The organism is Mesorhizobium sp. M1004 (assembly GCF_040318795.1).
Taxonomy (GTDB): domain Bacteria; phylum Pseudomonadota; class Alphaproteobacteria; order Rhizobiales; family Rhizobiaceae; genus Mesorhizobium.
In genome coordinates, this window is the sequence record NZ_JAMYNB010000006.1 from 1 (window position 1) to 26,424 (window position 26,424).

25 protein-coding genes and 1 tRNA gene are annotated in these 26,424 nt (G+C 62.2%); 10 read left to right on the forward strand and 16 right to left on the reverse strand.

Annotated features, from left to right (window positions below; all coding sequences use genetic code 11):
* Positions 1-17: 17 nt before the first annotated feature.
* On the reverse strand, positions 18-2,270 hold the full coding sequence (gene parC, locus NKH54_RS13905) for a DNA topoisomerase IV subunit A (protein ID WP_023673024.1): 2,253 nt from the start codon (positions 2,268-2,270) through the stop codon (positions 18-20).
* Positions 2,271-2,674: 404 nt separating this feature from the next.
* Here parC and NKH54_RS13910 point away from each other — a divergent pair, with 404 nt between their 5' ends.
* Complete coding sequence (locus NKH54_RS13910; RefSeq protein WP_023697470.1) at positions 2,675-3,865, forward strand: aq_1923 C-terminal domain; 1,191 nt, start codon at positions 2,675-2,677, stop codon at positions 3,863-3,865.
* A gap of 230 nt (positions 3,866-4,095) precedes the next feature.
* On the opposite strand, the gene aspS is transcribed toward NKH54_RS13910, so the two are convergent.
* Both aspS and NKH54_RS13920 read right to left on the reverse strand, forming a co-directional pair.
* A complete protein-coding gene (gene aspS, locus NKH54_RS13915) occupies positions 4,096-5,883 on the reverse strand; it encodes an aspartate--tRNA ligase (RefSeq protein ID WP_023819607.1) in 1,788 nt (595 codons plus the stop codon).
* Between the two features lie 132 nt (positions 5,884-6,015).
* Positions 6,016-6,774, reverse strand: a complete 759-nt coding sequence (locus tag NKH54_RS13920) for a DeoR/GlpR family DNA-binding transcription regulator (protein ID WP_353028397.1) — start codon at positions 6,772-6,774, stop codon at positions 6,016-6,018.
* Positions 6,775-6,881: 107 nt separating this feature from the next.
* Here NKH54_RS13920 and NKH54_RS13925 point away from each other — a divergent pair, with 107 nt between their 5' ends.
* The 3 genes from NKH54_RS13925 (at position 6,882) to rnd (ending at position 10,765) form a co-directional block, all read left to right on the forward strand.
* Entirely contained in the window at positions 6,882-8,087 is a 1,206-nt protein-coding gene (locus NKH54_RS13925; protein ID WP_353028398.1) for an MFS transporter, read from the forward strand.
* A 206-nt stretch (positions 8,088-8,293) separates the two neighbouring features.
* Positions 8,294-9,538 carry an MFS transporter gene (locus NKH54_RS13930; RefSeq protein WP_023750462.1) on the forward strand — a complete coding sequence of 415 codons (1,245 nt, stop codon included), beginning with the start codon at positions 8,294-8,296 and terminating at the stop codon, positions 9,536-9,538.
* Between the two features lie 75 nt (positions 9,539-9,613).
* Positions 9,614-10,765 (forward strand): ribonuclease D, encoded by a 1,152-nt coding sequence (gene rnd / locus NKH54_RS13935; RefSeq protein ID WP_023708785.1) that lies wholly within the window; start codon positions 9,614-9,616, stop codon positions 10,763-10,765.
* Positions 10,766-10,828: 63 nt separating this feature from the next.
* On the opposite strand, the gene NKH54_RS13940 is transcribed toward rnd, so the two are convergent.
* Genes NKH54_RS13940 through guaB form a run of 3 tightly spaced genes read right to left on the reverse strand, consistent with a single transcriptional unit; the run spans position 10,829 to position 13,362 of the window.
* Complete coding sequence (locus NKH54_RS13940) at positions 10,829-11,248, reverse strand: MAPEG family protein (RefSeq protein ID WP_023673032.1); 420 nt, start codon at positions 11,246-11,248, stop codon at positions 10,829-10,831.
* A 22-nt stretch (positions 11,249-11,270) separates the two neighbouring features.
* Positions 11,271-11,840 carry a hypothetical protein gene (locus NKH54_RS13945; RefSeq protein WP_023749016.1) on the reverse strand — a complete coding sequence of 190 codons (570 nt, stop codon included), beginning with the start codon at positions 11,838-11,840 and terminating at the stop codon, positions 11,271-11,273.
* Positions 11,841-11,859: 19 nt separating this feature from the next.
* Complete coding sequence (guaB, locus tag NKH54_RS13950) at positions 11,860-13,362, reverse strand: IMP dehydrogenase (protein WP_023734161.1); 1,503 nt, start codon at positions 13,360-13,362, stop codon at positions 11,860-11,862.
* A 56-nt stretch (positions 13,363-13,418) separates the two neighbouring features.
* Between guaB and NKH54_RS13955 the strand changes: the two genes are divergently transcribed.
* Both NKH54_RS13955 and NKH54_RS13960 read left to right on the forward strand, forming a co-directional pair.
* Positions 13,419-13,619 (forward strand): hypothetical protein, encoded by a 201-nt coding sequence (locus NKH54_RS13955; protein WP_031198005.1) that lies wholly within the window; start codon positions 13,419-13,421, stop codon positions 13,617-13,619.
* 109 nt (positions 13,620-13,728) lie between these two features.
* Positions 13,729-15,150, forward strand: a complete 1,422-nt coding sequence (locus tag NKH54_RS13960) for an MFS transporter (protein WP_353028399.1) — start codon at positions 13,729-13,731, stop codon at positions 15,148-15,150.
* 217 nt (positions 15,151-15,367) lie between these two features.
* Here the strand turns inward: NKH54_RS13960 and NKH54_RS13965 are convergent, their stop codons facing one another.
* Together NKH54_RS13965 and NKH54_RS13970 are read right to left on the reverse strand one after the other, a co-directional pair.
* Complete coding sequence (locus NKH54_RS13965; protein WP_023694903.1) at positions 15,368-16,078, reverse strand: RlmE family RNA methyltransferase; 711 nt, start codon at positions 16,076-16,078, stop codon at positions 15,368-15,370.
* 247 nt (positions 16,079-16,325) lie between these two features.
* On the reverse strand, positions 16,326-17,669 hold the full coding sequence (locus tag NKH54_RS13970) for a Ppx/GppA phosphatase family protein (RefSeq protein WP_353028400.1): 1,344 nt from the start codon (positions 17,667-17,669) through the stop codon (positions 16,326-16,328).
* A 350-nt stretch (positions 17,670-18,019) separates the two neighbouring features.
* On the opposite strand from NKH54_RS13970, the gene NKH54_RS13975 reads away from it, so the two are divergent.
* From NKH54_RS13975 to NKH54_RS13985, 3 genes are all read left to right on the forward strand, one after another.
* Positions 18,020-18,967, forward strand: coding sequence for a lysylphosphatidylglycerol synthase domain-containing protein (locus NKH54_RS13975; RefSeq protein ID WP_353028401.1), 948 nt, complete (start codon positions 18,020-18,022; stop codon positions 18,965-18,967).
* Positions 18,968-19,114: 147 nt separating this feature from the next.
* Positions 19,115-19,188, forward strand: a tRNA-Gln gene (locus tag NKH54_RS13980).
* Positions 19,189-19,480: 292 nt separating this feature from the next.
* Positions 19,481-19,900, forward strand: coding sequence for a hypothetical protein (locus tag NKH54_RS13985; RefSeq protein ID WP_353028402.1), 420 nt, complete (start codon positions 19,481-19,483; stop codon positions 19,898-19,900).
* Positions 19,901-20,447: 547 nt separating this feature from the next.
* Here the strand turns inward: NKH54_RS13985 and NKH54_RS13990 are convergent.
* Positions 20,448-20,960 carry a hypothetical protein gene (locus tag NKH54_RS13990; RefSeq protein WP_353028403.1) on the reverse strand — a complete coding sequence of 171 codons (513 nt, stop codon included), beginning with the start codon at positions 20,958-20,960 and terminating at the stop codon, positions 20,448-20,450.
* Positions 20,961-21,387: 427 nt separating this feature from the next.
* Here NKH54_RS13990 and NKH54_RS13995 point away from each other — a divergent pair, with 427 nt between their 5' ends.
* Positions 21,388-21,921: a J domain-containing protein gene (locus tag NKH54_RS13995; RefSeq protein ID WP_353028541.1), complete on the forward strand. Its 534-nt coding sequence runs from the start codon at positions 21,388-21,390 to the stop codon at positions 21,919-21,921.
* Between the two features lie 282 nt (positions 21,922-22,203).
* Here the strand turns inward: NKH54_RS13995 and NKH54_RS14000 are convergent, their stop codons facing one another.
* From NKH54_RS14000 to NKH54_RS14030, 7 genes are all read right to left on the reverse strand, one after another.
* A complete protein-coding gene (locus NKH54_RS14000) occupies positions 22,204-22,518 on the reverse strand; it encodes a hypothetical protein (protein ID WP_353028404.1) in 315 nt (104 codons plus the stop codon).
* Between the two features lie 187 nt (positions 22,519-22,705).
* Positions 22,706-23,446, reverse strand: coding sequence for a hypothetical protein (locus NKH54_RS14005; protein WP_353028405.1), 741 nt, complete (start codon positions 23,444-23,446; stop codon positions 22,706-22,708).
* Between the two features lies 1 nt (position 23,447).
* A complete protein-coding gene (locus NKH54_RS14010) occupies positions 23,448-23,711 on the reverse strand; it encodes a hypothetical protein (protein WP_353028406.1) in 264 nt (87 codons plus the stop codon).
* Positions 23,674-24,159 carry a hypothetical protein gene (locus NKH54_RS14015; protein WP_353028407.1) on the reverse strand — a complete coding sequence of 162 codons (486 nt, stop codon included), beginning with the start codon at positions 24,157-24,159 and terminating at the stop codon, positions 23,674-23,676. The genes NKH54_RS14010 and NKH54_RS14015 overlap by 38 nt, the downstream gene beginning before the upstream one ends.
* Positions 24,156-24,413 (reverse strand): hypothetical protein, encoded by a 258-nt coding sequence (locus NKH54_RS14020; RefSeq protein WP_353028408.1) that lies wholly within the window; start codon positions 24,411-24,413, stop codon positions 24,156-24,158. Before NKH54_RS14020 ends, NKH54_RS14015 begins: the two co-directional genes overlap by 4 nt.
* Positions 24,410-25,027, reverse strand: a complete 618-nt coding sequence (locus tag NKH54_RS14025; protein ID WP_353028409.1) for a hypothetical protein — start codon at positions 25,025-25,027, stop codon at positions 24,410-24,412. The genes NKH54_RS14020 and NKH54_RS14025 overlap by 4 nt, the downstream gene beginning before the upstream one ends.
* Complete coding sequence (locus NKH54_RS14030) at positions 25,024-26,421, reverse strand: AAA family ATPase (RefSeq protein WP_353028410.1); 1,398 nt, start codon at positions 26,419-26,421, stop codon at positions 25,024-25,026. The genes NKH54_RS14025 and NKH54_RS14030 overlap by 4 nt, the downstream gene beginning before the upstream one ends.
* Between the last annotated feature and the right edge of the window lie 3 nt (positions 26,422-26,424).

The window sequence follows — 26,424 nt, forward strand, 5'->3', positions numbered from 1 at the left end:
GGGGGAGATCAGCAGCTTCAACCAAATTTCCCCGTCCGCGGGAATCCCTTCGGCACCATGCGACCGGCCGACGCTCTCGCGCCGATCCATTCCGCCAGCTCCTCGCGCGACCTGACGAAGGTGCGGTCGGCGGAATCCTGCCAGGACAGGCCGCTCGCCAGCGTGAAGGGTTTCAGGTCGAGCAGACCGCCATCCTTGTATTTCTGCAGGCGAACGCCCTTGCCGCGGCCCATCTCGGGAATTTCGGAGAGCGCAAACACCAGCATCTTGCGGTTCTCGCCGACAATTGCGAGATGATCGCCTGACACCGGGACGCAGGCCTTGGCCTCGTCGGGCGCCTTGACGTTCATCACCTGCTTGCCCTTTCGGGTGTTGGCGACGACCTCCTCCTCCGGCACGACGAAACCATTGGCATCGTAGGAGACGAGCAGCAGCTTGCGCTTCGGGTCGTGGACGAAGGCGGTGACGATGTCCTGGTCGTTGTCCATGTCGACGATGATGCGGATCGGTTCGCCATGGCCGCGGCCGCCCGGCAGCCGGTCGGCGCCGATGGTGTAGAATTTTCCGCCGGTGGTGAAGACCAGGATCTTGTCGGTGGTCTGGGCATGGAAGGCGAGCTTGAGGCTGTCGCCTTCCTTGAAGGTGAGCGTGGAATGGTCGGCCAGATGGCCTTTCATCGCCCGCAGCCAGCCCTTTTCCGAGACCACCACGGTGACCGGCTCGCGCTCGATCATGGCGTGCGCAATGTCGGTCAGATCATGCTCCGGCGCGTCGGCGAACTGGGTGCGGCGCTTGCCGAGTTCGGTCTCGGGGCCGAACTTGTCGCGAACCTGCGTGACTTCCCATTTGATCGTCGACCATTGCTTGGCGTCGGATGCGAGCAATGCCTCGATCTGCTTCTTCTCGGTGGTGAGACCGTCGAACTCCTTGCGGATCTCGAACTCTTCCAGCTTGCGCAGGGCCCGCAGCCGCATGTTGAGGATGGCTTCGGCCTGGGTGTCGGTGAGCGACCAACGGGCCATCATCACCTGCTTGGGCTCATCCTCCTCGCGGATGATCCTGATGACCTCGTCGATGTTGAGATAGGCGATCAGGTAGCCGGCAAGGATTTCCAGCCGCTTCTCGATCTCGCCAAGCCGATGCTTCGAGCGGCGGATCAGCACATCGCGCCGATGGTCGAGCCACTCCTTCAGCACGCCCTTCAGCGACAGGACGTTAGGCACCTTGCCCCGCGACAAAACGTTCATGTTGAGGGGAAAGCGGCTTTCGAGCTCGGTCAGCTTGAACAGCGATTCCATCAGAATGCCGGGATCGACCGAACGGCTCTTCGGTACGAGCACAATGCGGACGTCCTCGGCGCTTTCATCCCTGACATCCTCGAGCAGCGGCAATTTGCGCGCGATCAAAAGCTCGGCGATCTTCTCGATCAGCCTGGCCTTCTGGATGCCGTAGGGGATTTCAGTGACGACGATGCTCCAGGTGCCCCTGCCCTGATCCTCCTGGCCCCATTTGGCGCGCACGCGAAAACCGCCGCGGCCGGTCTCATAGGCCTCCAGGATGGATGCGCGGCTGTCTACGATGATGCCGCCGGTCGGGAAATCCGGCCCCTGGACGAACTCCATCAGCTTTGTCACCGGCGCGTCCGGCTGCTCGATCAACTGCAGCGCTGCGTCGCAAAGCTCGGCGGCATTGTGCGGCGGGATGGAGGTAGCCATGCCGACCGCAATGCCGGAGGAACCGTTGGCGAGCAGATTCGGGAAGGCGCCGGGAAGCACTACGGGCTCCTCGTCCTCTTCATTGTAGGTTGGCCGGAAATCGACGGCGTCCTCGGTGATGCCGGCAAGCAAATCGCTCGCCACCTCGGTCATGCGCGCCTCGGTATAGCGCATGGCGGCGGCGTTATCGCCGTCGATATTGCCGAAATTGCCCTGCCCGTCGACGAGGGGATAGCGCATGGAGAAATCCTGCGCCAGGCGCACCAGCGCATCGTAGATCGACTGGTCGCCGTGCGGATGGAACTTGCCCATCACGTCGCCGACAATGCGGGCGCATTTGGCAAAGCCCTGGTCGGGGTTGAGCCTGAGCAGCCGCATGGCATGCATGATGCGGCGATGCACAGGCTTCAGCCCGTCGCGCACGTCAGGCAGCGCCCGGTGCATGATGGTCGAGAGCGCATAGGCGAGATAGCGCTCTTCCAGCGCCTTCTTCAGATCGACCGGTTCGATGTGGTCACCGCCGCCATTTTCAGGCGGCAAAATCCTTTTTCCCATGCGGCTGGACTAGCCGAGCGGGTGATTCGCGGCAAGGCGGGGCTGCGGAAATCCGCACTTTGCAGCCTTTGAGCTTACGAGGGCGGCTCAAGGTCCGACAATGGATGTGACGGACTTCATGTTCCCCCTTGCCGTCCCTGTGCAACAGCAACGGTAGCAGTGCTGTTGCCAACCAACATCAATCTGTTACACGCCCTCTCTAAGGCAGGAGACGGTACGCAGGGGAGCCCGACCTTCATGACATATTCACCGCATCAGGCGAAGGCTCCCGCTCCGATTTGCCTTTCGCCGTGATTTTCGACAAATCTGCGGGAAGGCGCCTTTTTCCCGTCCAGTTCGTCACGGAATGGTGATGGCGTAGAATTGAGAAAACACTTTTTCAGGACTCTCTCAGGGAACTCGCGATGACAATCCAACGTTCGACACTCAAGAAACTTGCTTTTTCGACCTTTTTGCTGACGCTGCCGCTGAATGCCGCCTTTGCGCAAGACACGGCAGTTGCCGACCGACTGAAGGCCGCACTTGCCGTCCAGGGCGTCGATATCACCTGGACCGGCGTTACCGGCGACAATTCCAGCATGGTGCTGCAGGGCGTGTCGGTCAAACCGGCGGCCGAAAAGGAGGCGCTGCCGATCGGCGACGTCAAGCTCGAGGGCGTGACCGAAGCCAATGGCGGCTTCGATGTCGCTACCATCACGACTTCGGCCTTCGAGCATAGCAAGGACGGCGTCACGCTCAACCTCACCCCCTTCGTCATCCACGACGCCAACATCCCGGCTGAGGGCGCTACAGGCCCGCTCGGCTCGATGATGATCTACAAGTCGGCCGAACTCGAAAACCTGACGGTCAAGGTTGCCGACAAGACCGCCTTCTCGGTGGATGGGCTTGCTGTCCAGATCACGCCGCCGGCCGACGGCAAGGCGATGGAGTTTTCCGCCACCACGGAAAAGTTCAACGCCGACCTGACCCTGGTCGACGATGCGAAATCCAAGGAAGCCATCGAGGCCCTCGGCTACCAGAACATCTCGGGCAATATCGAAATCGGCGGCACCTGGCAGCCGAGCGACGGCAAGATGGACCTGTCGAAATACGACATCTCGGTCGAGAATGCCGGCACGCTCGGCATGACCTTCGGCCTCGGCGGCTACACGGTCGACTTCGTCAAGTCGCTGCAGGAGATGCAGAAGAAGATGGCGGCGCAGCCCGAAGGCGCCGACAATTCGGCACAAGGCATGGCGCTGCTCGGCCTGTTGCAGCAGCTTTCCTTCAACAGCGCATCGATCCGCTTCGACGACGATTCGCTGACCGGCAAGGTGCTTGAATATGTCGGCAAGCAGCAGGGCATGTCGGGCAAGGACATCGCCAACCAGGCCAAGGCGATCGTGCCGTTCGGCATGGCGCAGCTCAACAATCCCGAACTGACCGCCGAAGTGACGGCTGCGGTGAGCAAGTACCTCGACGATCCGAAGAGCCTCGAGATTTCGGCCGAGCCGCCGGCAGCGGTGCCGTTCGCGCTGATCATGGCCGGCGCCATGTCCAACCCGGCCGACCTGACCAAGACGCTGGGCGTCCACGTCAAGGCCAACGAAGACTGATCGAAGTTAGCTCCCTTCTCCCCGTCACTATACGGGGAGAAGGTGCCGGCAGGCAGATGAGGGGCGGCGCCAACGCCTGCAAATTGTAGTTCGATGCTGAACCGATTGTCAGAAGGCGCCAACTGCTAAGGCCGTTCGCCAATCGCCTGCATGCGTGCTGCCCCTCATTGTCCTGCCGGACATTTCTCCCCGAATAGAGACGGGGAGAAAGGGCAGTTGCAACGCTGCCGTCAGTCCTTCTTCACTGCCGCGACACGCAGCGACAGATCACGCAACTGCTGCGGCGACGCCTCCGAGGGCGCGTTCATCAACAAATCGTAGGCCTGCTGGTTCATCGGGAACATGGTGATCTCTCGCAGGTTCTTGGCGCCGACCAGCAGCATGACCACGCGGTCGACGCCGGCCGCCATGCCGCCATGCGGCGGCGCGCCATACTGGAAGGCGCGATAGAGGCCGCCAAAACGCTCCTCGACGGTCTGGCGGTCGAGGCCGCGTATCTCGAATGCCTTGACCATGGTTTCGGGCAGATGGTTGCGGATGCCGCCCGAGGCGATCTCGAAGCCGTTGCAAACCATGTCGTACTGGAAGGCCTTGATTTCCAGCGGATCCTTGGTCGTCAGAGCTTCCATACCACCTTGCGGCATCGAGAACGGGTTGTGGGCAAAATCGATCGCTTTCGCCTCCTCGTCCCATTCATAGAAGGGGAAGTCGATAATCCAGCACAGTTCAAAACGCTCGCGGTCGACAAGGTTCAGCTCCTCGCCGGCGCGCGTGCGTGCGGCGCCTGCGAAGGTGACGAACTTCTTCGGATCGCCGGCGACAAAGAAGGCGGCGTCGCCATCGGCAAGGCCAAGCTGCTGACGGATCGCCTCGGTGCGCTCCTCGCCGATGTTCTTGGCCAGCGGACCGGCGCCTTCAAGCTTGTCGCCTTCCTTGCGCCAGAAGATGTAACCCAGTCCCGGCTGGCCCTCGCCCTGCGCCCACGAGTTCATGCGGTCGCAGAAGGCGCGGCTGCCGCCGGTCTTGGCCGGAATGCCCCACACTTCGGCCTTCGGATCGTTGGCCAGGATGTTGGCGAAGACCTTGAAGCCGGAATCGCGGAAATGGTCGGAGACGGCCTGCATCTCGATCGGGTTGCGCAGGTCCGGCTTGTCGGAGCCGTATTTGCGCATCGCGACATCGTACGGGATGCGCTGGAATGTCTGCGTCACCGGCTTGCCGTTGGCGAAAGTCTCGAAGACGCCCCGCATCACCGGTTCCATGGTCGACAGCACGTCGTCCTGCTCGACGAAGCTCATCTCGAGGTCGAGCTGGTAGAATTCGCCGGGCAGGCGGTCGGCGCGCGGGTCCTCGTCGCGGAAGCAGGGCGCGATCTGGAAATAGCGGTCGAAGCCCGAAACCATGATCAGCTGCTTGTACTGCTGCGGCGCCTGCGGCAGCGCGTAGAAGGTGCCGGGATGGATCCGCGACGGCACCAGGAAGTCGCGCGCGCCTTCCGGCGACGAGGCCGTCAGGATCGGCGTCGAGAATTCGGTGAAGCCGACATCGGTCATGCGCTTGCGCATCTCGGCGATGATTTTCGTGCGCGCCACGATGTTCCTGTGCAGCGTCTCGCGGCGCAGGTCGAGGAAGCGATACTTCAGGCGGATGTCTTCGGGATAGTCGGGCTCGCCGAACACCGGCAGCGGCAATTCCTTGGCTGCCGACAGCACCTCGATCTCGCGGGCAAAGATCTCGATCTCGCCGGTCGGCAGGTTGGCGTTGGTGGTGTCGGGCAGGCGCGCCTTGACCTCGCCGTCGACGCGGATCACCCATTCGCCACGCAGCGTCTCGGCCACCTTGAAGGCGGGCGAATCCGGATCGGCGACGATCTGGGTCAGGCCGTAATGGTCGCGCAGATCGATGAACAGCAGGCCGCCATGGTCGCGCACGCGATGCACCCAGCCCGATAGGCGAACGGTCGAGCCGACATCGCTCTTTCTCAACTGGGCACAGGTATGGCTGCGGTAACGATGCATTGTCATGTCAAAATTCCGGGGTGTTCTGGTTGCGGGCCGAAGCATCAAAGCCCGGTCCAAAATTTGCGCGAAAAGCGCATGGGAGGCCCGATTTGTCAAGGCAAGTCGGGTGATCCGGCGCAGGCCCATTGTTCAAGCGAAGTGGATTTCAGCGCCCTGGCGTTCGAAGTCGGCGAGGATCGCGGCCGGCGCGGTCTTTTCGACCACGAGGTGGCGGATCGCCTCTGGCCTGGCAACCCGGTAGGGTGCGGCTGTGGCCAGCTTGTCGTTGGTTACAGCGATGACGATGCCTGCGCTGTTCTTGGCCATGGCCCGCTTTACCTCGGCCTCAGCCGAATCGAAGGCCGTGACGCCGCGCGACGCATCGAGACCGCAGGATCCGAGAACAAACAGGTCCGCGCCAAGTTGCGCGACGGCGGCAAGCGTGTCGGCGCCGACGCAGGCGCCGAGGTGGCGGTCGAACCGTCCCCCAAGCACAATCAGCTCGACCAAAGCGTGGTTTGACAGGACAGTGGCAATTTCGAGCGAGTTGGTGGCGACGGTCAGATCGAGGTCGCGCGGGACGGCCCTGGCGATCGCGGCATTGGTCGAGCCGCTGTCGATGAACAGGGTCTGTCCGCGCGAAAGCAGTGCCACGGTCGCGCGGGCCAGCCGCGTCTTTTCTTCGACCGCATGGCCGGCGCGCAGGCCGACCGGCGTGGCCGCGAAGGGTGCGGCCGCGACCGCGCCGCCATAGACGCGGCGGCACTGCCCGGCCTTGGCCAACTCCCTGAGGTCGCGGCGAACCGTGTCTTCCGAAACGCCGAAGCGGCCTGCCAGCTCGCCGGCCAGCACCCTTCCCTCGACGGCCAGGCGATCGCGAATGATTTGATGCCGCTCATCGGTCAGCATTGCATGATCCTGTTTTCTTTGTGCACGTTCTTGCACGATTTACATGTTTGTGCAAGATAAGGGGATATCAACGACAATCTCCGGCTCTCTTCCCCGAAAGCATCGTCATGACCTTTGGCCTCCGCCTCGCTCCGCAACACCGGGTCTACGCCGGCTTTGCGATCTATTCGTTCGCCATGGGCCAAATCTTCCCGCGGCTGCCCGACATCAAGCATGCCATGGGCATAGGAGACGGCACGCTCGGGCTCAGCCTGATCGGGACGCCGATCGGCACCTTGACCGCGCTGACGCTGGCGGCGCCGATCCTGGAGCGCGTCGGCTTCCGCCGCGCGCTGCTCGGGCTGGTGCCGCTCTTGTCGGTTGTCTTTGCCATTGCCGTGCATGCGCCTGGGCCGCTTGCGCTGTTCCTGATGCTGTTTCCGGTCGGCCTGATGATCGGCAGCGTCGAGATCATTCTCAATGTCGAGGCCGACAGAACCGAATTCCTGCTCAAGCGCCGGATCATGAACCGGGCGCATTCGTTCTGGAGTATTGGCTTTTTCGGCGCCGGCCTGTTCGGCGCCGCGCTTGCGCATCTCGGCATTTCGCCGCAACTGCACCTGGCGATTGTCGTACCGATGGTGGCGACAGGAATCGCGCTGTTTCTCGGCGGTTACGAACCGGCGCCGAGCCGCTTCGCCGGCAATGACGAGACGGCGCCAACGCTGGCGCGGCCGACGCTGCCGATCCTCGTCCTCGTCGCGGTGACACTGTCGGCGATGCTGATGGAAGGCGCCAGCATCGACTGGTCGGCAATCTACATGCGCACCGTGTTCGATGCGGGCCCTTTCGTCGCCGGCTTCACAGTGGCGCTGTTTGCATTCTCGCAAGCGAGCACGCGCTTCTTTGCCGACTCCTTTGTCGACCGCCACTCGCCGAGCGTCGTGGCGCGGGTGCTGCTGGCGACGATGGCGGTGGGCGTGCTGCTCGTCTTCTTCTCGCCTGCCCCGCTCGTATCGATGCTGGGCTTTGCGCTACTTGGCATCGGCAGCAGCGTGCTCTTTCCGCTGGCGATCTCGGCGGCAGCCCAGCGGACGGACCGCTCCGCGACGATCAATGTCGCGGCGCTGTCGCAGATTTCCTTCGTCGCCTTCCTGCTCGGCCCGCCGCTGCTCGGTTTCGTCTCCGACCATTGGGGCATCCGCTCGGCCTTCGGTATCGGCATCCCGTTCATCATGCTCAGCCTGCTGACCGCCGGCTCGCTTGGCCGAAGGGCTGCCCGGGGCAAGCCTGCGCCGGCGAGCGAAGCTTTGGCGAGGGCCGACGGAGCTTGAACGGCCGCACTTGAAGCCACACACCTGTTGGCGGCGGGATAAGCCACTGGCATTGGCCACACCGATGGTTCAGAACTGTGGAGCCACCTAGACGAGTATGACGTTTCGTCGAATCGTCACACTCATCCAGCTCTTTGTCGAAGCATGATCTTTTTCCGAAAACCGGTTCCCACTTTTCGGGATCATGCTCTAAGCAACGGTTCCGCATGTCCTCCATCCGCCCGCTGATCCCGCTCCTCATCGCCGCCGGCATCCTGCTTGGCGGCAACGGGCTGCAGGGCACGCTGATCGCGCTGCGCGGGGCGCAGGAGGGGTTTTCCGCCTCCGACATCGGCCTGATGGGCACATTCTATTTCGCCGGCTTCCTGTTGGGGTGCCTGGCCGTCACCCGTATCCTCAAGGCAGTCGGCCATGTCCGGACGTTTTCAGCACTGGCCGCCATCGCCGCGGCCAGTACGCTGCTCCTGGTGCTGGTGATCGATCCGGTGATGTGGTGCGCGGTGCGCTTTGCCGGCGGTTTCTGCTTTGCCGGCCTGTTCACCGTGATGGAAGCCTGGCTGAACTCCGGCGTCGAAAACAAGGATCGTGCGCGCGTGCTGGCCATCTACCGCATGGTCGATATCGGCTCGGTGACCGGCGCACAGTTCCTGATCCCGATCTTCGGCCCGGGCGGCTTTGCCATCTTCGCCATCATGTCGATGATGATCACGCTGTCGCTGGTTCCGGTGTCGCTCGGCGACCGCTCCAACCCGACGCCACCGGAAGACGTCAAGCTCGATCTCGCCCGCGTCTGGCGGATTTCGCCGCTCGGCTGCTTCGGCTGCATCTGCGTCGGCGTCACCAACAGCGCCTTCCGCACGCTGTCGCCGGTCTATGCCGAACAGATCGGCATGTCGGTCGCCGATGTCGTCACCTTCGTCAGCGTCGGCATCTTCGGCGGCGCCCTCATCCAGTATCCGCTGGGCTACCTCTCCGACCGCTGGGATCGGCGCGCGGTGCTTCTGGCCACGACATGCGGCGCCATGTTCGCGGCGCTGGCGCTGGTCTTCGTCGCCGGCGCCGATCCGACCCTCAATTTGATCATCGTCTTCATCTTCGGCAGCTTCGCCATGCCGCTCTATTCGCTGTCGGCGGCGCATTCCAACGACCGCGCCGACAAGGGCGAGTTCGTGCTGATCAATGCCGCCTTGATGCTGTTCTATTCCTTCGGCGCCATTGGTGGCCCCTTCGCGGCGTCCGCAGTGATGCAACATTTCGGACCGGGCGCCCTGTTTGTCTTCAGCGCAGTCGTCTACGCCACCCTCATCGCCGTCATTCTCTACCGCATGCAGGTGCGCGGCAGCGTGCCGGCGGGCAAGCGCAGCCGCTTCACGGCGCTGCTGCGCACATCAACCGTCTTCGCGCGGCTGGCGCGCAGAAATGGCGATTCCGACGGATCGGCTGATACTTGACCGAAGGGCGGCTTGACGAAAGCGCCCATGGCTGAAATTGAAAGAGAACCTTACCCGTTACTAAAAAGCGATTTGATGCACGTCATCACCACCCAAAATGAGCTCGAGTCCGTTCTCGCCGCTTTTGAAAAGTCGGATTTCGTCACCGTCGACACCGAATTCATCCGCGAAACGACATTCTGGCCGATTCTGTGCCTGATCCAGATGGCGGCGCCAGGCGTCACCGCGCTGATCGACCCGCTGGCGCCCGACATCAACCTCGCCCCATTCTTCCGGCTGATGGCCAATGAAGCGGTGGTCAAGGTTTTCCATGCCGCGCGCCAGGACATTGAAATCATCGTCCATCTCGGCGATCTGGTGCCGCATCCGGTGTTCGACACCCAGGTCGCGGCCATGGTGTGCGGCTTCGGCGACAGCGTCTCCTACGATCAGCTGGTGCAGCGCATCACCGGCGCACGGCTCGACAAATCCTCGCGTTTCACCGACTGGCGCCACCGGCCACTGTCGGACAAGCAGCTCGATTATGCGCTGGCCGACGTCACCCATCTGATCGACGTCTACAAGCACCTCAGCGCCGAACTGGAGCGGGAAAACCGCGCCCATTGGCTGAACGAGGAAATGGAGGTGCTGACTTCGCGCGAGACCTACGATCCGCACCCCGAAGACGCCTGGAAGCGGCTGAAGATGCGGCTGCGCAAGCCGCAGGAGCTGGCGATCGTGCAGACGGTGGCGGCATGGCGCGAACGCGAGGCGCGCGAGCGTGACGTGCCGCGCGGCCGGGTGCTCAAGGACGACGCCATATACGAGGTCGCCCAGCAGGCGCCGCGCGATGCGGCAGCGTTGGGCAAGCTGCGCACGACGCCGAAAGGCTGGGAGCGTTCGTCGACGGCTACCGCATTGCTTGGCGCGGTCAACACGGCGCTCGCTTTGCCCCGCGAAGAGATGCCGAAGCTGCCCAAGAGCTTTCAGCCGCCCGAGGGCTCCAATGCCGCCTCCGAGCTGCTGAAAGTGCTGTTGCGGATCGTCGCCGAGAAGGAAGGCGTCGCCTCGAAAGTGCTTGCGTCCAGCGATGACATCGACCGCATTGCCGCCGAAGGCGAAGCCGCAGACGTGCCGGCGCTGCAGGGATGGCGGCGTACGGTGTTCGGCGAAGCCGCACTGAAGCTGGTGCGCGGCGAAATCGGCATCAAGTTCGACAAGCGCAAGATCGCGGTGTTCGATTTGTAGACCCCCACCCCGCTCCGCTGCGCGGAGCGACCCTCCCCACAAGGGGGAGGGTAAACAACTGCCCTACACCGCTCCGAGCAGGTGCAGCGCGAACCATATCCATGCCAGCAAGAGAATGATCGCGCCGACGTAGAAGGCGCGGCTGCGAAACCGCAGGTTGTTGCTGGTGAGGTGGACCCAGGCGTGGCCATAGCGGGAAATCACGAAAATCCACATCAAGGCCAGGGTCAGATAATTGACGCCATTGGTCGCGTGCAGCGCCAGACACAGCACATAAAACAGCACCGGCAGTTCGAACTGGTTGATGAGATTGTTGGCAACCGTGACGCTCGACCCGGGCTCGGTCGTGCGCACCTTGTATTGACCGACCTTGGCCTCGCCCGATTTGACCGCGCCGTAGCGGCGCCGGCCCATCACGACATAGACGATATAGACGAGCAACACCTGCGCCAGCATCGGCCAGAAAATCGCGGTCTGGCTCATGGCGTTGCCCCTGCTCTGTCGTTCATGCCTGTGGACGCCGCTGGGCGGCAAGGATCAAAAACGCGATGACGATGACGGGGATCGCCAGCAGCGCGAATTTGGTGACGATCAGCGACGAGGCGAAAGACAGAGAATCCGGGTTGGCCGACAGCGCATCGGACAAGAGCCGCGCCACCGCAATGTTCTGGGCGTAGTCGGCGCATGTGTAGGGCAGCACGATGACCAGCGCGAACAGCGCCTGAAGCTGCACCGGCATGGCACGAAAATTCTTCAGCCGCCGCCCGGTTGCCAGGATCAGGCTGACCATGGTGAGCGACAGCAGCGCCGGGAAGAGAAGATCGAAAGTCAAATAGTGCCAGACCAGGATGATCTCGCTGCCGCGTCGGCCGAGTGCCGTCAGCCAGGCCATGCCCTCGTCGGGCGTGAACCCGCCAAGGCGCACGTCGAGCGACGGCAGGCCACCGCTCAGCCGGCGGAAATAGAAGAATTCCAGCAGCGTCATGATGATGAAAACCGCCGCGGCGGCAAAGCACAGCGCGCCGGCATGGCGCGCCAGCCGCAGCACGATCGTCGCCTGGTGGCGCCAGAGCATGTACCGCTCTGGCTGCCGGTCAGGCTCCGCCAGGATAGTTCGGGCTTTCGCGGGTAATCGTGACGTCATGGGCGTGGCTTTCACGAAGTCCGGCGTTGGATATGCGCACAAAGGTGGCGCGTTCGCGAAAATCGGCAAGGTCGCGGCCACCGACATAACCCATAGCGGCTTTTAGCCCGCCCGCAAGCTGGTGCAGCACGCCAGACACAGGTCCCTTGTAGGGCACCTGCCCTTCAATGCCTTCCGGGACCAGTTTCAGCGTGTCGCGAACCTCGGCCTGGAAGTAGCGATCGGCCGAGCCGCGCGCCATTGCGCCGACAGAGCCCATGCCGCGATAGGCCTTGAAGGAGCGGCCCTGGTGCAGATAGACCTCGCCCGGGCTTTCATCGGTCCCGGCGAGCAGCGAGCCGATCATGGCCGCACTGGCGCCGGCGGCAAGCGCCTTGGCCAGATCGCCCGAATATTTGATGCCGCCGTCGGCGATGACCGACACGCCGGATCTATGCGCCGTCTCGACCGCCGACATGATCGCCGAAAGCTGCGGCACGCCGACGCCGGCGACGATGCGCGTGGTGCAGATCGAGCCCGGGCCGATGCCGACCTTGACGGCATCGGCGCCGGCGTCGATCAGCGCCTGCGTGCCTTCGGCGGTGGCGACGTTGCCGGCCAGGATGCGGACGGAATTGGAAAGCTTCTTGGCCCGCGTCACCGCATCGAGCACGCGCTGCGAATGGCCATGCGCGGTGTCGATGACCAGGAGGTCGACACCGGCATCGATCAACCGCTCGGCGCGCTCGAAGCCGTCATCGCCGACGCTGGTGGCGGCCGCCGCCCGCAGGCGCCCCTGCGCATCCTTGGTGGCGTGCGGGTTGAGCTGCGACTTCTCGATGTCCTTGACGGTGATCAGGCCGACGCAATTGCCGGACTTGTCCACGACGACGAGCTTTTCGATGCGGTGCTGGTGCAGCAGCCGCTTGGCCTCGTCCTGGTCGACATTCTCCTTGACCGTGATCAGGTTCTCACGGGTCATCAATTCGTAGACTTTCTGCCCCGGATCGGAGGCGAAGCGCACGTCGCGGTTGGTCAGGATGCCGACGAGGCGGCCGATCTTCTGGCCGCCGGTGCCGCCATTCTCGACCACCGGAATGCCCGAGATGGAATAGGTGCGCATCAGCGCCAGCGCGTCGGCGAGCGTGGCGTCGGGGCCGATGGTGACCGGATTGATGACCATGCCCGATTCGAACTTCTTGACCTGACGCACCTGCTCGGCCTGTTCGGCCGGCGAGAAATTGCGGTGGATGACGCCGATGCCGCCGGCCTGCGCCATGGCGATGGCGAGCCGCGCCTCGGTGACGGTGTCCATGGCGGCCGACAGGATCGGCACATTGAGGTCGATGTCGGTGGCGATGCGGGTGCGGATGTCGGTCTCACCGGGCATGACCTCGGAATGACCGGGCTGCAACAGCACGTCGTCAAAGGTCAGCGCCAGCGCGCCGGTGGACGTTTCGATGATTTTTGCCATGGCCAGTCCTCGGATACGAAAAGCGCCGGGAGAATACAAAAAAGCGCTGGACCGAAATGGACAGCGCCGACTCGTTTCTTCCCTTTCAGGATTGGCGCTGGCTGGTAACACGTCGCGGCGCCGATGAAAAGCCGGTCATCTCCTATTCGGCGGACCTGCCCAGGAGAGGGTCGATTTTCGCCAGTTTCATCCTTTGTGCAGAAACGCAGCAACGCCTCTTGTCCGCGCGCGGTCGCACAAAAGTGACAGCAAATTAATGCGACATCGCGCCTGAGGCGTGATAACCGCCGGTTCGTATCGCTTGCCCCGCCTTTTCATTGCCTGGATTGGTCGGCACGCAATTTTTGGCCAGTTCGGACGCGTTCGTTGAACCGCATCATTCCTCTCATTCTGGCGGTCGCCTTGTTCATGGAAAACATGGATTCGACCGTCATTGCGACATCGCTGCCGGCGATCGCCATCGACATCCACACCAGCCCGATCGCGCTCAAGCTGGCGCTGACCGCCTATCTGGTGTCGCTGGCCATCTTCATTCCGATCAGCGGCTGGATGGCCGACCGGTTTGGCGCCAAGACCATTTTTCGCGCCGCGATCGGCGTGTTCATCGTCGGCTCGGTCTGCTGCGCCATCTCCAATTCACTGCTGGCCTTCGTCGTCTCGCGCTTCCTGCAAGGCATAGGCGGCGCCATGATGACGCCGGTCGGCCGCCTGGTGCTGGTGCGCGCGACGCCGAAGAGCGAGCTGGTTGCCGCCATGTCGTGGCTGACGGTGCCGGCGCTGGTCGGCCCGCTTGTGGGACCACCGATAGGCGGCTTCATCACCACCTATTTCACCTGGCACTGGATCTTTCTGATCAACGTGCCGATCGGCCTGATCGGCATCTGGCTGGCGACGCGCTTCCTGCCGCAAACCGACTCGATGGAGACGCCGCCGCTCGATTTCGTCGGTTTCGTGCTGAGCGGGCTGGCGGCCTCCGGCGTCGTCTTCGGCCTGTCGGTGGTCAGCCTGCCCTATCTGCCGCCGGCGACCGGCCTCATCACCGTGGCGGTCGGGCTGATTTCCGGCGTGCTCTATCTGCTGCATGCGCGGCGCGCCAAGAATCCCCTGTTGGCGCTGGAACTGTTCCGCAACCAGGTGTTCCGCTCCTCGGTGCTCGGCGGCTCGCTGTTTCGCATCGGTATCGGCGCGGTGCCGTTCCTGTTGCCCCTGATGTTCCAGATCGGCTTCGGGCTGACGCCGTTCCAGTCGGGCATGATCACCTTCGTCTCGGCCATCGGCGCCATTGGCATGAAGTTCGTCACTGCGCTGATCTTCCGGCTCGCCGGCTTCCGCCGGGTGCTGATCTGGGGCTCGCTGATCGCGGCCGCATCGATCGCCATCTACGGCCTGTTCACGCCCGAGACGCCTTACGCGCTGATGCTGGCCATATTGCTGGTCGGCGGCTTCATCCGCTCGATGTTCTTCACCGGCGTCAACGCGCTCTCCTATGCCGAGGTGTCGGCCGAAGACACCAGCAAGGCAACGCCGATCACGGCGGTGTTCCAGCAGTTGTCGATCGCGCTCGGCGTGGCGCTGGCCGGCGGCATCCTGGAAGTCTCGACCTCGATCCATGGCGGACCGCTGGCGCTCGGCGATTTCCACATCGCCTTCTTTATCGTGGCGGCCGTGTCAGCGGCGGCGTCGGTATCGTTCATGCGGCTGGCGCCGGATGCCGGCAACGCCGTGTCGGGTCATGGCCGGATGACGACGCCGAAGACACTGGGGCCGGTGAGCACGGCTGGGAAGTAGGCGGTCGGCGTGACGAAAATCATTGACGTCGGCAATCCTTTACACCCCCCTCTGGCCTGCCGGCCATCTCCCCCGCAAAGGGGGAGATCGGATGTCACCGCGGCTTTCGCCAATCTTGCAAGGTTGAAGGAATGACGAGGCGGTCGCACCTGCCAATCTCCTCCCTTGCGGGGAGATGTCCGGCAGGACAGAGGGACGGAACGCTACGAAGCGTCTTTCACGCCGTGCCGTCTCTGCCCTTAAAATCCTTCGCCAGCAAATACAGTTCCACCGACTCATCCCGCGACGCCGGCGGCTTGACGTGGTGCACCGAGCGGAAGTTCTTCTTGAGCATCGACAGCAGCTCGTTTTCGGCGCCGCCTTGAAACGTCTTGGCCAAAAAGTGCCCGCCCGGCTTCAGCACCGACAGCGCGAAATCGGCGGCCACCTCACACAAATGCATGGTGCGGATGTGGTCGGTTCGCTTATGACCCGTCGTCGGCGCGGCCATGTCGGACAACACGATATCAGGGTCGCCGCCCAGCGCCTCGGCGAGCTTTTGCGGCGCTTCCGGGTCGAGGAAATCCATCAGCAGCACCGGCGCACCCGGTACCGCATCCATTTCGAGATAGTCGATGCCGATGACATGTGGATTATCAGCCGTCGATTTCGTCCTCGCGGCCGCCACCTGGCACCAGCCGCCGGGGGCCGCACCGAGATCGATGACCTTCATGCCGGGTTTCAGCAGATGATGCTTGTCATCGATCTCGATCAGCTTGTAGGCCGCGCGCGAGCGATAGCCGTCGGCCTTGGAGCGCTGGACATAGGGATCATTGATGTGGCGCTGCAGCCAGCGGCGCGACGATTCTTTCAGGCCCGACTTCTTCTTGATCCGCGTTTTGAGGACACGAATACTGGCGGAGCCCGGCTTTTCCGGCTTCTTTGTCATGACTTATTTTCTTGTTTGAGTTTTTGCACTCGCCGAGTTGCCGCCGTTTTTCGGCGGCTTCGCGTTTCGCGAAGGGCTTCCCCCACTCCGTCGCCGCTTCGCGGCGCCACCTCTCCCCCCTCCGGAGGGAGAGGAAAGGCGCTGGTCTGCATAAGTTCGCGCCCTTCCTCTACCCCGTCGATCGGGGGAGAGGTGTCGAGCGAAGCTCGACGGAGTGGGGGTCGACCGTTCACCAAAGCAATGCGGATCATGCTCGGCCCCGCCCACTGTTGCGCCAGACGCCGTCATCGGCCATCAGCTCGCTCAAAATCCCTTCGCGTAAGCCCCGGTCGGCGACGCGCAGGCGCTCCGACGGCCATACCGCGCGGATGGCTTCGAGTATAGCACAGCCGGCCAGCACAAGATCGGCACGGTCGGCGCCGATGCACGGGTTGGCGCAGCGCTGCTGGAAATCCCAGCCGACCAGTTTTTCGACCATGCGGTCGACGCTGTCGCGGTCCATCCACAGCCCGTCGACGCGGCGCCGGTCGTAGCGTTCGAGGTCGAGATGGACGCCGGCCAGCGTCGTCACCGTGCCGGATGTGCCCAGCAGATGGAATTTCGGGCTGGTCAGCACGTGGCTCAACCGGTCGCGGCCATCAAAGGATTTTAGCCGCACCGCGACGTCGTCGACCATGGCGGCAAAGATCTCGCGCGTCACCGTGCGGCCGCCAAAACGCTCGGCCAGCGAGACAACGCCGACCGGAAGCGACGTCCACGACACGATGTGGTTGGCAAGCCGCGGCGAGCGCTGGCCGGTGAGGTCGATCAGCGCGATTTCGGACGAGCCGCCGCCAATGTCGAACAGCACCACGCCTTGCGTGTCGCGCTCGACCAGCGAGCCGCAGCCGGATACAGCAAGCCGCGCCTCGGTCTGGCGGTCGATGATTTCCAACTTCAACCCCGCCTCTCGTTCGACGCGCTGCAGGAATTCGACGCCATTGTCGGCGGTGCGGCAGGCCTCGGTGGCGATCAGCCGGGCTTTCCTGATCTTGCGGTTGCGCAATTTGTCGCCGCAGATCTTCAGCGCCTCGACGGCGCGGTCCATCGCCGCCTGGCTCAGGTGCCCATTCGCCGTCAGCCCCTCGCCCAGCCTGACGATGCGCGAGAAGGCGTCGATGACGCGGAACTGGCCATGGCGCTGCGGCACCGCGACCAAAAGCCGGCAATTGTTGGTGCCGAGATCGAGCGCGGCAAACACCGGCAGTTCCTGCATCGGCGGACGATGCATGGGCTGTTCCGGTCGGGATTGTGGCGCCGAGGGCAAAGGCACCGGCGCTGGAGCGGCCGGGCCGACTGAGGCCGGCGCACTAACCGCTTCGGCCGTTGCGAGAGGGCTGTCGTCGCGCGCAAAAACCTTGCGCCCACGCCGGCGCTTGCGCCGCTTTCTCGCCTTGCCTCGCTGATGCTGGGCTTCGCCGGCCTGTCCGTTACCGGACTGAGGCCCCGCCTGGCGGGGCCGCCCGGCGGATGGGCTTGGCCCGCCTGACGGCGGCGAAGCCCTGGACACGCCCACTTCCGGCGCGCCAGCGCCGGTGTCGTGGTCTTCCACTTCAGTTCCTTCCGGCGCCGCGCGAACCGGAAAACCGGACGCAGCAGGCGCTTAAAAATTTTAAGTTGCCGCCAGAGTAGCAGCGCCGGACCGGATCACCAAGAGCAAGGGGCCAAATTTTGCCGGCTGCGTCCTGCCACGTCCCCGCTGCTTTGCAGCGTCCCGGCGTTCGCTAGCCTTTTCATCTTGCCACTGGCACGACGAATTCGCCGTTGGCGAACCGGCTGCTCACCCTTGCCGGTTGAATAGCCGGCTTCAATGAGGCATTTCTGAAATGAGGGGGAATTGGTGAATCGCGGACGTTTTAACGCCCGCCTGGGCGATGGGCAGCAACACATGACGACAACTCCATGAATTGGGGGGCCACGAATTGGAAGCGCTATCTGTGGCCGGTCATCGGTGTCGCGGCGGTCATCGGGTCGCTGTTGTTGCTGTGGCATGAGTTGCGCGGCATCTCGATCGACGACGTCTGGGACGGCATATCAGCCATCCCGACGCGCGGCTGGGTGCTGGCGGCACTGAGCTCGGTGGTCGCCTATGCCTCGCTCGCCGGCTATGACCACATCGCGCTCTTGCATATCGGCAGACGAGTGTCGTGGCTGTTCGTCACCTTCTGCTCCTTCACCACCTACGCGCTGTCGCACAATATCGGCGGCTCGGTGTTTTCGGGCGCCGTGATCCGCTACCGCGCCTACGGCACCAGGGGCCTGACCGGCCAGGATGTCGGCATTCTGGTGGCGATCTGCTGGATCACCTTCGTGCTCTCCAGCATTCTGGTCGGCGGCCTGGTGCTGGTGTTCGAGCCTGCGATCATCGACCGCTTTTCCGGCGCCCCGCACCACGGGCTGGCGATCGCCGCCGGCATCGCTTTGCTGATCCTGGTCGGCGCCTACATCTTCGGCAGCTGGCTGCATCTGAAGCCGCTGAAAATCGCCGGCTTCCAGTTGCACTATCCGGCGCTGCCGATCGTGGCGCGGCAATTGCTGATCGGCCCGATCGAGCTTCTGGCGGCGGCGGCGATCATCTTCTTTGCCCTGCCCGTTGCCGGCAATCCCGGCTATTTCGTCATCCTCGGCGTGTTCCTGGTGTCGTTCTCGGTTGCGCAGATCTCGCACGCGCCGGGCGGGCTCGGCGTGTTCGAGGTCGTGTTCCTCGCCGGACTGTCTGATATGGACCCGGTCGGCGTGCTGGCGGCACTTCTGGTGTTCCGGCTGTTCTACCTGATCATCCCGCTGCTGATCGCGCTCGGCGTGGTGCTGTTCTTCGAGCATTCGCAATACAGCCGGACAGAGAGCTGAGGATCATTGGGTGCGGCGCGCCACCCGGGCGTAATTGCCCCTATGAAACGCTGTGATTGAAACGCAGCTTAGGCTTGACTATTTTCCGGCGGCGGCTACAAGGCACGCGCGGCTGCTTCGGCGGCCCACCAGCGCGACAGCGCCTGCTGGGGAATAGGTTAACGGTAGACCCACGGACTCTGACTCCGTTAGTCCTGGTTCGAATCCAGGTTCCCCAGCCAAACGATTGCTCAAGCAAATCAGGAAGTTAGCGCACAAGGCCGCGACCGAACCGTGTTGCATGGGTTTTCCCGCTCTGTAACGCGCAAACCCTTGTATTCCGGGCATGTCCCGTCCTGTACCTTGTTGTCATTGCAACATCACTGCAACACGAAATTGGCGGTTTGTTCCCTCAATGTTCGGCCGGTTGCCGCTAGGGAACTCCTTCACGGGGCCAATTGCGGTCCCAACTCTTTACTGCGAGGATCGGGCACGTCGTGTCGCACGGACCCGACATGGGAGAGAGGCAAACCGATGGATCTCGACGAGTTTATCTCTGAGACAATGCGGCAAATCCTGGCCGGCGTAACGAAGGTTCAGGAGACGGACCTTGGCAAGAACGTTAACGCCGCATTACATGTCGTTCTGGGCAGCAATCTGTCCGTGATCCCTGAGTACGGCGTGTTCGCCCGCGTAGACTTCGATGTGGCTGTTACGGCTGAATCATCCGTCGGCGGCAAGGGATCTATCAGAGTTTGGGGGCTCGGCGCCGAAGGCGGCAAAGACAGTCGCTCGCAGTCAGTTAGCAGGGTCGTGTTTGCTGTACCTCTGCGGTTGCCGGACGGAGATCAATCGAGGAAGCTCGCCGCCGACAAAACGGCATCTGAGAGAGCCGAGATGCTACGTGAAGCGCAGGAGCGGCGCGCGGAGGAAGTCCGCAAATCGCTAGCTTAGGGGAAAAAGCCCGCCACCGTGAGGCGACGGGCCAAAACCAACACCGTGTTGGTTTTTTACAGCGACCCTACCATGGCACAGTGCGCCGAAGAGGCATTAGCCTTGAAGGGCATTTTCATAAATTCCCATTCAACTAGTACGCTAGGCTTTCCTCTGCACTGCAATTAACTTTGACCAAAAGAGGTAGTGGTGTCGCGCCGGTCATTACTTGCGTGATTGCTAAAATAATGAAACGCTCCCATCCATTGGGGATCGATGGAAGAAAGCCCAGATAGATTTAGTTGCATTCTCGATCCGGCCGGCGCTTGGATGGTATGGGATGACGTTGCCGACGAGCCCGCAACCTTGGGCGGAAAAATACTTATGGGCTGCACGCGAGAACGCGCCGAGACTGCTCGCGACGTACTCTTGCGCATTTACCAAAATGGGCTGGACGCTCGACCAGCTGGCCGCTCCCCCGCTTAAGACATGTAGCGCTGCCGGTAGCGTCAGACCGCGCTGGCGAGCATCGATGCGGTGATTGCGGCGATGTAGAGCTGGACGGCGCTCAATCGCGCGGAAGCGCCTTGGCCGTATAGCTGTAGAGTTCTTGCGCCCCGCGCTCTCGATCGTCCGGACTTGCCCAAATCTTCCATGAATTGAAGAGAGCGGCAGATTCCACGTCCACAAGTTTTTGATCGATCAGGCTCCACCACTGCATGGGGAAGCGCCCGCGATTGGGCGGCGTCGTGGCAAAGCTCATCAGCCATCCCTGTTTCGTCAAAGCAAGCAGCCCGGCAATGTGACTATGCAGTGTTGTGTGCAGAGTCGGAAAGGATTGATCGCCATGTACGGGCTCGATGGCCCAATCGCTGCCGAACGACATGCACTCATTATTCTGACCCGCCGAGACGATTTGAGGGTGGGGCTCTTCATCGTGGGTCACCATACCAATGAGCCGCCCACCAAGCTGTTCTTTTAGAACAAGCCCGAGATTCCTCGATCCTCTGCCAAATGCCACGAACTCGCCCGGAGCCGTGTCGCCGAAGGTTTTGATCGATGCGCTACTAAGTACCTTCATGGACTTCCCCCTTCAGCCGACTGTCCGCTCGATTGTGACTTTCTTCCCGCGCGAGAGTGCGACCAGCAACCCGAGAATGATGTCGCCAAATACCCAAATCCAGAGCAAGACGCCAACCGCGATAGTACCTCCGATCGCAGTCCCAACAAAGCGATCCGGCTTGTCTTCCAGGCAAGTTACTAACCCCCGGCTGCCGCGCCTGGGTAACCGTCCAGGCGCTTGGTCGCCTGACGGTCGATGCTGGCAGGGTCCAGATGGTGAAGAAATACCGCCGGCCGAAGAGCAGGAACGGAGCCGCTGCGGCAGAAGGCCTGCCTAGCTGGTGCCAAAGGTCGGCTCGCGAGTTCAAGCGGGCTTGCTTTCGGGCGTCACCGGCGCGATGCTTTCTCGGGGAAATAGCGTAGTATATGCGCTGGGGGACTTCTCGATGTTCGCAGACCTGTACGAAACGCTGGAGATCAGCCCAAACGCCAACTCGGAAACCGTGGAGCGTGTTTTCCGCTATCTTGCGATGCGCTATCATCCAGACAATCAACAGACTGGTGATGAAGCCCGCTTCAGCGAATTGGTGGAAGCCCATAATACGCTTAAAGATCCGGTCAAGCGGGCGCAATATGACGTGGCCTATAAAGAGCATGCCGGCCTTCGTCGCGAGTTGACCGAGGAAGCCAGCAACAAGAAAGGCTTGGGGCGGGATTCTGAGATCCAATCCAAGCTGCTTTCGCTGCTTTACACAAAACGCCGGCACGAGGTCCGCAATCCTGGTATCGGAGATGTAGAGCTTGAGCTCTTGTCAGACTGTCCGCGAGAACATCTCGAATTCCATATCTGGTATTTGAAGGCGAAAGGTTGGATCGTTAGAATGGATGGGATGATCGCAATCACAGCTGAAGGTGTCGATCGCGTCAACTCTGAACGCCTCGATCCCACCATTAGGCTCCTGGACCATACTTCCCACTGAAACAAACCGAGCCGGGGCTCACTGTTTCTTCCGGCCAGGCCCGGCGCGTACTTGGCGGAGCCCAGCTACGGTGCCGGGCCACTTAACACGGCTACCAAACCCACGTAGTTCGGAACTTCTGCTTTGGAAGCGAGGAAGCGGTGAACGGTCTCTATGGGCCGGGGCTCATGGAGGGGAAGGCGCTTTCATCACTACGCGCAATTGCATCTGGTCGATGGCTGCGACGATGGCAGCCGCCAGCGCTTCGGCCTCATCAGGCGGAGATGTATTGTCTGACTTTTCTCAGTGCGCCATCACGAAGGCCTTACAGGCAGGTGACAATTGATTGATCCTGCCTACGAGATCGCATTTACCGATCGGTGTTGATGGGCAAACCCGTTTGTAGTCGCGATTGCATGCCTTGCCCTGGAAAGATTTGAAAGTTTTTACTTGCTTCACGCTAGTTCCGCTGGCTGGAACTATGCCGGGACCAGTGTCCATCGCGCCATCCTTGCCACCCTTGCCGCCGCCTCCTTTTGCAGAGGCGATGCCAGAAAGGGCAGCGTATGCGAAAGTTGCACTCATCATGGAAAGCAGTGCACGACGTGATGTAGACATTGTTCTAATCTCCCCTTTTTTATTTTTTCCTTACCTAATTTAGCACAAGCTAACAGAGATTCATATTGGGCGGTTTTATAGAAATTTCGTCTTTTGCTAAAGACGCGGAAGCATCGTCAGGACGGCCACCAAGCCAGCGCCAGAATGACGATGCTCGCAGCGGTGAAGGCGATGTGATCGGCGGTCATCAGTCGCCGCTCGGCGAACGTTCGCAGAGTATCCACAGCCGCTGAGTGCTGATCAGCTTGGTAGCGACGGCCTCGTAGGTTTTGCCGTGATAGGTGATGGTGATGGAATCGGCGGGATAGGTCATCTCGACCTCGGACGAACTGTCGGTGGTTCGGAGCGAGTACAGCGTGAACACGCCAGGATTTAAAAAGATTTCGGTGCAGACCTGGCCACCCGTAAACGTGTCGACTTTTGACACCATGGCAACGTCGAGGCCCTCGTCGAAGATCGGCCCGCCTTCTAGCGGAACAGGGATATCGAAAGGTGTTGCCAGCGCCGAGCCGGCACGCAATTGCGGGAGAGAACCATCGGCCGGATTGGCGTAGGTCCAGTTGGCGAATCCGGTCTGGCCGCCGGTTGGCCAATCGGGCAGGCCGGCGACGCCGTAACCTCCCCAGGCGATGCCATGCCAGCCGCCGCCACCGTAGATGAGCGCATTCTGGATCTTATCCTCGTCGCTGACTGGCTCAAAGGCGGACGGGTAATAGCCGCCGTAGTAGGTCTTGAGGCCGTTGCCGGTCCATGGGCCGTCGGTGTTAAGATCGATAGTCTGCACGTGTGGCGAACACGGGATTGGATCGTATCCGAGGAAGTTGCCGACCAGTCGCACCTGGATTGCGAAATAGCGGTTGCCCCAATGCACAGAGATGATTCGCTCAAACGGGCCGAGCCGGACGGGATCTTCAGCGGTGCCCGGCATCTCAAGAGACCTTTACGCCAGCGGCGGTCTGCAGCCGTCTCAGCGCCTCAAGGAAGCTCTTGTGGCGCAAGCGGTGATATTCTGCGACCGCGCCCAGACCGTGCAGGTAGCGCTTCACCAGGGTCGGCTCTGTCGCCGCAGTGCGGCTTGCAACATCGGCGTCGCAGAGGGCGAATATTTCGTCCGCGAATTCCGTATATTCGTCGAGCACGGTGCCGCCACCGGTCTCACCCGGCAGCATAAGCTCGGCGTGAAGTTCGGTCATGTCGGCCAGGTCGTCGGAACTCATTGGCGTTCCCAGTTCTCTTTGCGTCGCGTTTTGCGTAGACCTTGGCCGAAATGCCGTTGAATTCCGAATTCACCTTCTCAATGGCGGCGGCCCACATGGCGGCAGTGTCAGCCTTTGGCCGATTGGCCGGCGTCGGCGCGGCTGGGGGCTGGGGCGCTCCGACAAAAGGCGCGTGCTTCACGGCCTCGGTCTTCTCGTATTCAGTTCGCATGTCGGCTCGCCCTAGGCTCAAGGCGCCTTGGTACTGCTTGGGATGGCGATCGGCCAGCGAGAGGTAGTGTCGTTCCTCTTCAGAATAGAGGGCGGTGACCGACCGCGCCTTGTAGAAGAACGACACCATATCGCCCTTGGTGCGGAAGCCGGTGGCGTCACCCTTGGCGAGAGCGTTTTGCCAGTGCTGGGGGAAGTGGCTTGGGATGGTCATTGGAACTTGTCTCCTGCAGCGGAAGCCACGCGGGCCTCGAAAATTGCAATTGTGATTGGCATGGCGCCGTCGAGCGCATGGCGGACCAACATCTCGGCGAGCTCGAAATCGCCCGAACGCTGCGCTTTCCTGATTGCCGGCCAGACTTGTGAAATTGCGTCTTTGAGCGGTGCCGAAAGAGCAGACGGCAGATCGTCCGGCGAGAGCACGGCTCTCAGGCTTCTAATCTTTCTGGCTAGTTCTTCCTGGGTCATGGTTGGTTGTCCTTCAGCGCTTCGCAGAAAGCGCGGGCTGTGATCTCTTCGCGCGTGTCGTCCGGGCCGTCATCGACAGATGGTTCGGCGCCGATCATTCGGATGAGGGTGTCATAGTCGGTGATGGCTACGCCGTTCTTCCTCGCCTTGGCGGCGGCGGAAAGCATCGACTGCTCGCCATCGTAGCGGAGCCGCCCGATCCAGCCCTGGACATCACCAGCGATCAGCGTGTCGTCCTTCACGCCCCTGAGCCGAAGATCCTCGAACAGCCAGGTCGCTATCGGACGAACGTGCAGGTGCCACCAGATTGAAATTGCCCCGATGAAAACGTCTTGGAAGTCCTGATCGGCAGCGGTGCTTTCCCGGACGAGATTGTCCAGTTCGATGCGGCGCCGTTGTGCCCGCATGAGCGCGATCTTTTCCTTGCGAAGCTCGTCGGATTCGTCCGCTTCCTGGGACGTAATGTAGGCTTGTACCGATCCGGCAAGCGGGTATTTGCCCCGGCCTTCACGTTCGAAAACGCCTTCCTCGGCGAGTTGTCGGATGCGCCTGGGTGTTAGGTCAAGCACATCGCCGAGTTCCGCAGCGGTGACCGTTAAAGTCTTGTAGCTCATGGGTTCCGCTCCGAAAGGGAAACGGAACCGAAACTTTTGAAGCTGGCCCTGGAGAGGGTATACGCTGTCGCATTCCCCTCACTGTGTTTTGAGCCCCAAAGGACCCGGCCGTTGCTGGCCGGTGCGGACGGACAAGTCGGGGAAACCCTATCCGACCGTCCGTCCGCGACGCACGCCGGGATGGAAGTCCGCGACCGCGCCATTCGTGAATGAGCGGCACCGGCAGCCGAAGGAACAGCGCCGGTGCCTATCGCGCAACAGCCGCCGGAAACGACGTGCGCGAATAGGTTGAGGCCGGGCAGCCGAAGCCGTCCGGTCTCTTGATGATGGTGAAGGATTGCCACCATGCTCTTGAACTCAGTCCCGCACTCGGGCAGATCGTCGGCGAGGCCAAGCACCGCTCGGGGATCAACATCGGCACGGCGTTCGACTGGCAGGTGTTCGGCCAGCGCTGCGTCGACAAGGGCTTCCTCTGTGCGTTCGGTGGCGAGCAACTGCTCATCGATCTCGTTGATCTTGTAGGCGCGCGTGGCCCCGTCGAGTGCACGGTCGTCGTTGGCGATCAGGCTGATGTCCCGTTCGAGCGCGGCAATCATCGCGTCTGGGTTCATCCAGCATTGGAGCGCCACCGCATCAACCGCAAAGGCGGGGCCGCGCGCCATGCCAAATCCACCTGAGTCGAGCACTACAGTTGCCTCGACCTGAATGGATTGCGTGGGAAACTGTATCTCGCTACGGCCACCGTCGAGGATGCCGTAGAGGCGCGGCTTGGCTGTCGCTGCCTGTGCGGCCACCCATGCCTTGGCAAATGCCTTGGCGTCGCTGGATGGCAGCGGAGCAGTCTCGATATCGCGACGGTCGGCTTTCAGTTTCGAGATGGTCGAGCGGCTCGCCTTGATCTCGGCAAGCAGCTTGTCGCCCTTTGCCGTCGACGGCTTCACCGGCTCGGCCAATTCGATCCGGCCAGGAATGTCCTTGAGGTAGCGCTCAAGCCTGTCAACAAGGGCAGCGTGGGCGCGCCAGACCGTGGCGCGTTTCTCGTACTGTTCGCGCACCCGGTCGACCTCTTCGCTGGCCAAGTCCAACTTTGCCTTGGCCTCAGCGAGGCGCGGATTGTCTGGGCCTCGCCGAATGATGCCCTTGGGCAACTCCTGCTCGCGTTGGAGTTCGCCGCGCTCCATGGCACGTTCAAGGCGCCGGAACTCGGTCTCGGCTTCGTCGCGTTTTTCGAACAGTTTCCGCTGCTTGTCCGACACCCCCAACAGCAACGCGCGTGCATCGTCGCGGGCCTCTACCAGCGCGGCGAATTTCGCCTTTGCCACTGCGGACAGCCTGTCGGCCGGATTGGCGCTGTCGTTGTAGACGATCAAGTCGGCGGGAGTCGCGGCGTCCATATG

Coding starts and splice junctions, on each gene's coding strand:
- parC (WP_023673024.1), bottom strand. CDS start 2,270: ATGGGAAAAAGGATTTTGCCGCCTGAAAATGGCGGCGGTGACCACATC.
- NKH54_RS13910 (WP_023697470.1), top strand. CDS start 2,675: ATGACAATCCAACGTTCGACACTCAAGAAACTTGCTTTTTCGACCTTT.
- aspS (WP_023819607.1), bottom strand. CDS start 5,883: ATGCATCGTTACCGCAGCCATACCTGTGCCCAGTTGAGAAAGAGCGAT.
- NKH54_RS13920 (WP_353028397.1), bottom strand. CDS start 6,774: ATGCTGACCGATGAGCGGCATCAAATCATTCGCGATCGCCTGGCCGTC.
- NKH54_RS13925 (WP_353028398.1), top strand. CDS start 6,882: ATGACCTTTGGCCTCCGCCTCGCTCCGCAACACCGGGTCTACGCCGGC.
- NKH54_RS13930 (WP_023750462.1), top strand. CDS start 8,294: ATGTCCTCCATCCGCCCGCTGATCCCGCTCCTCATCGCCGCCGGCATC.
- rnd (WP_023708785.1), top strand. CDS start 9,614: ATGCACGTCATCACCACCCAAAATGAGCTCGAGTCCGTTCTCGCCGCT.
- NKH54_RS13940 (WP_023673032.1), bottom strand. CDS start 11,248: ATGAGCCAGACCGCGATTTTCTGGCCGATGCTGGCGCAGGTGTTGCTC.
- NKH54_RS13945 (WP_023749016.1), bottom strand. CDS start 11,840: ATGCTCTGGCGCCACCAGGCGACGATCGTGCTGCGGCTGGCGCGCCAT.
- guaB (WP_023734161.1), bottom strand. CDS start 13,362: ATGGCAAAAATCATCGAAACGTCCACCGGCGCGCTGGCGCTGACCTTT.
- NKH54_RS13955 (WP_031198005.1), top strand. CDS start 13,419: ATGGACAGCGCCGACTCGTTTCTTCCCTTTCAGGATTGGCGCTGGCTG.
- NKH54_RS13965 (WP_023694903.1), bottom strand. CDS start 16,078: ATGACAAAGAAGCCGGAAAAGCCGGGCTCCGCCAGTATTCGTGTCCTC.
- NKH54_RS13975 (WP_353028401.1), top strand. CDS start 18,020: ATGAATTGGGGGGCCACGAATTGGAAGCGCTATCTGTGGCCGGTCATC.
- NKH54_RS13985 (WP_353028402.1), top strand. CDS start 19,481: ATGGATCTCGACGAGTTTATCTCTGAGACAATGCGGCAAATCCTGGCC.
- NKH54_RS13990 (WP_353028403.1), bottom strand. CDS start 20,960: ATGAAGGTACTTAGTAGCGCATCGATCAAAACCTTCGGCGACACGGCT.
- NKH54_RS13995 (WP_353028541.1), top strand. CDS start 21,388: ATGTTCGCAGACCTGTACGAAACGCTGGAGATCAGCCCAAACGCCAAC.
- NKH54_RS14000 (WP_353028404.1), bottom strand. CDS start 22,518: ATGTCTACATCACGTCGTGCACTGCTTTCCATGATGAGTGCAACTTTC.
- NKH54_RS14005 (WP_353028405.1), bottom strand. CDS start 23,446: ATGCCGGGCACCGCTGAAGATCCCGTCCGGCTCGGCCCGTTTGAGCGA.
- NKH54_RS14010 (WP_353028406.1), bottom strand. CDS start 23,711: ATGACCGAACTTCACGCCGAGCTTATGCTGCCGGGTGAGACCGGTGGC.
- NKH54_RS14015 (WP_353028407.1), bottom strand. CDS start 24,159: ATGACCATCCCAAGCCACTTCCCCCAGCACTGGCAAAACGCTCTCGCC.
- NKH54_RS14020 (WP_353028408.1), bottom strand. CDS start 24,413: ATGACCCAGGAAGAACTAGCCAGAAAGATTAGAAGCCTGAGAGCCGTG.
- NKH54_RS14025 (WP_353028409.1), bottom strand. CDS start 25,027: ATGAGCTACAAGACTTTAACGGTCACCGCTGCGGAACTCGGCGATGTG.
- NKH54_RS14030 (WP_353028410.1), bottom strand. CDS start 26,421: ATGGACGCCGCGACTCCCGCCGACTTGATCGTCTACAACGACAGCGCC.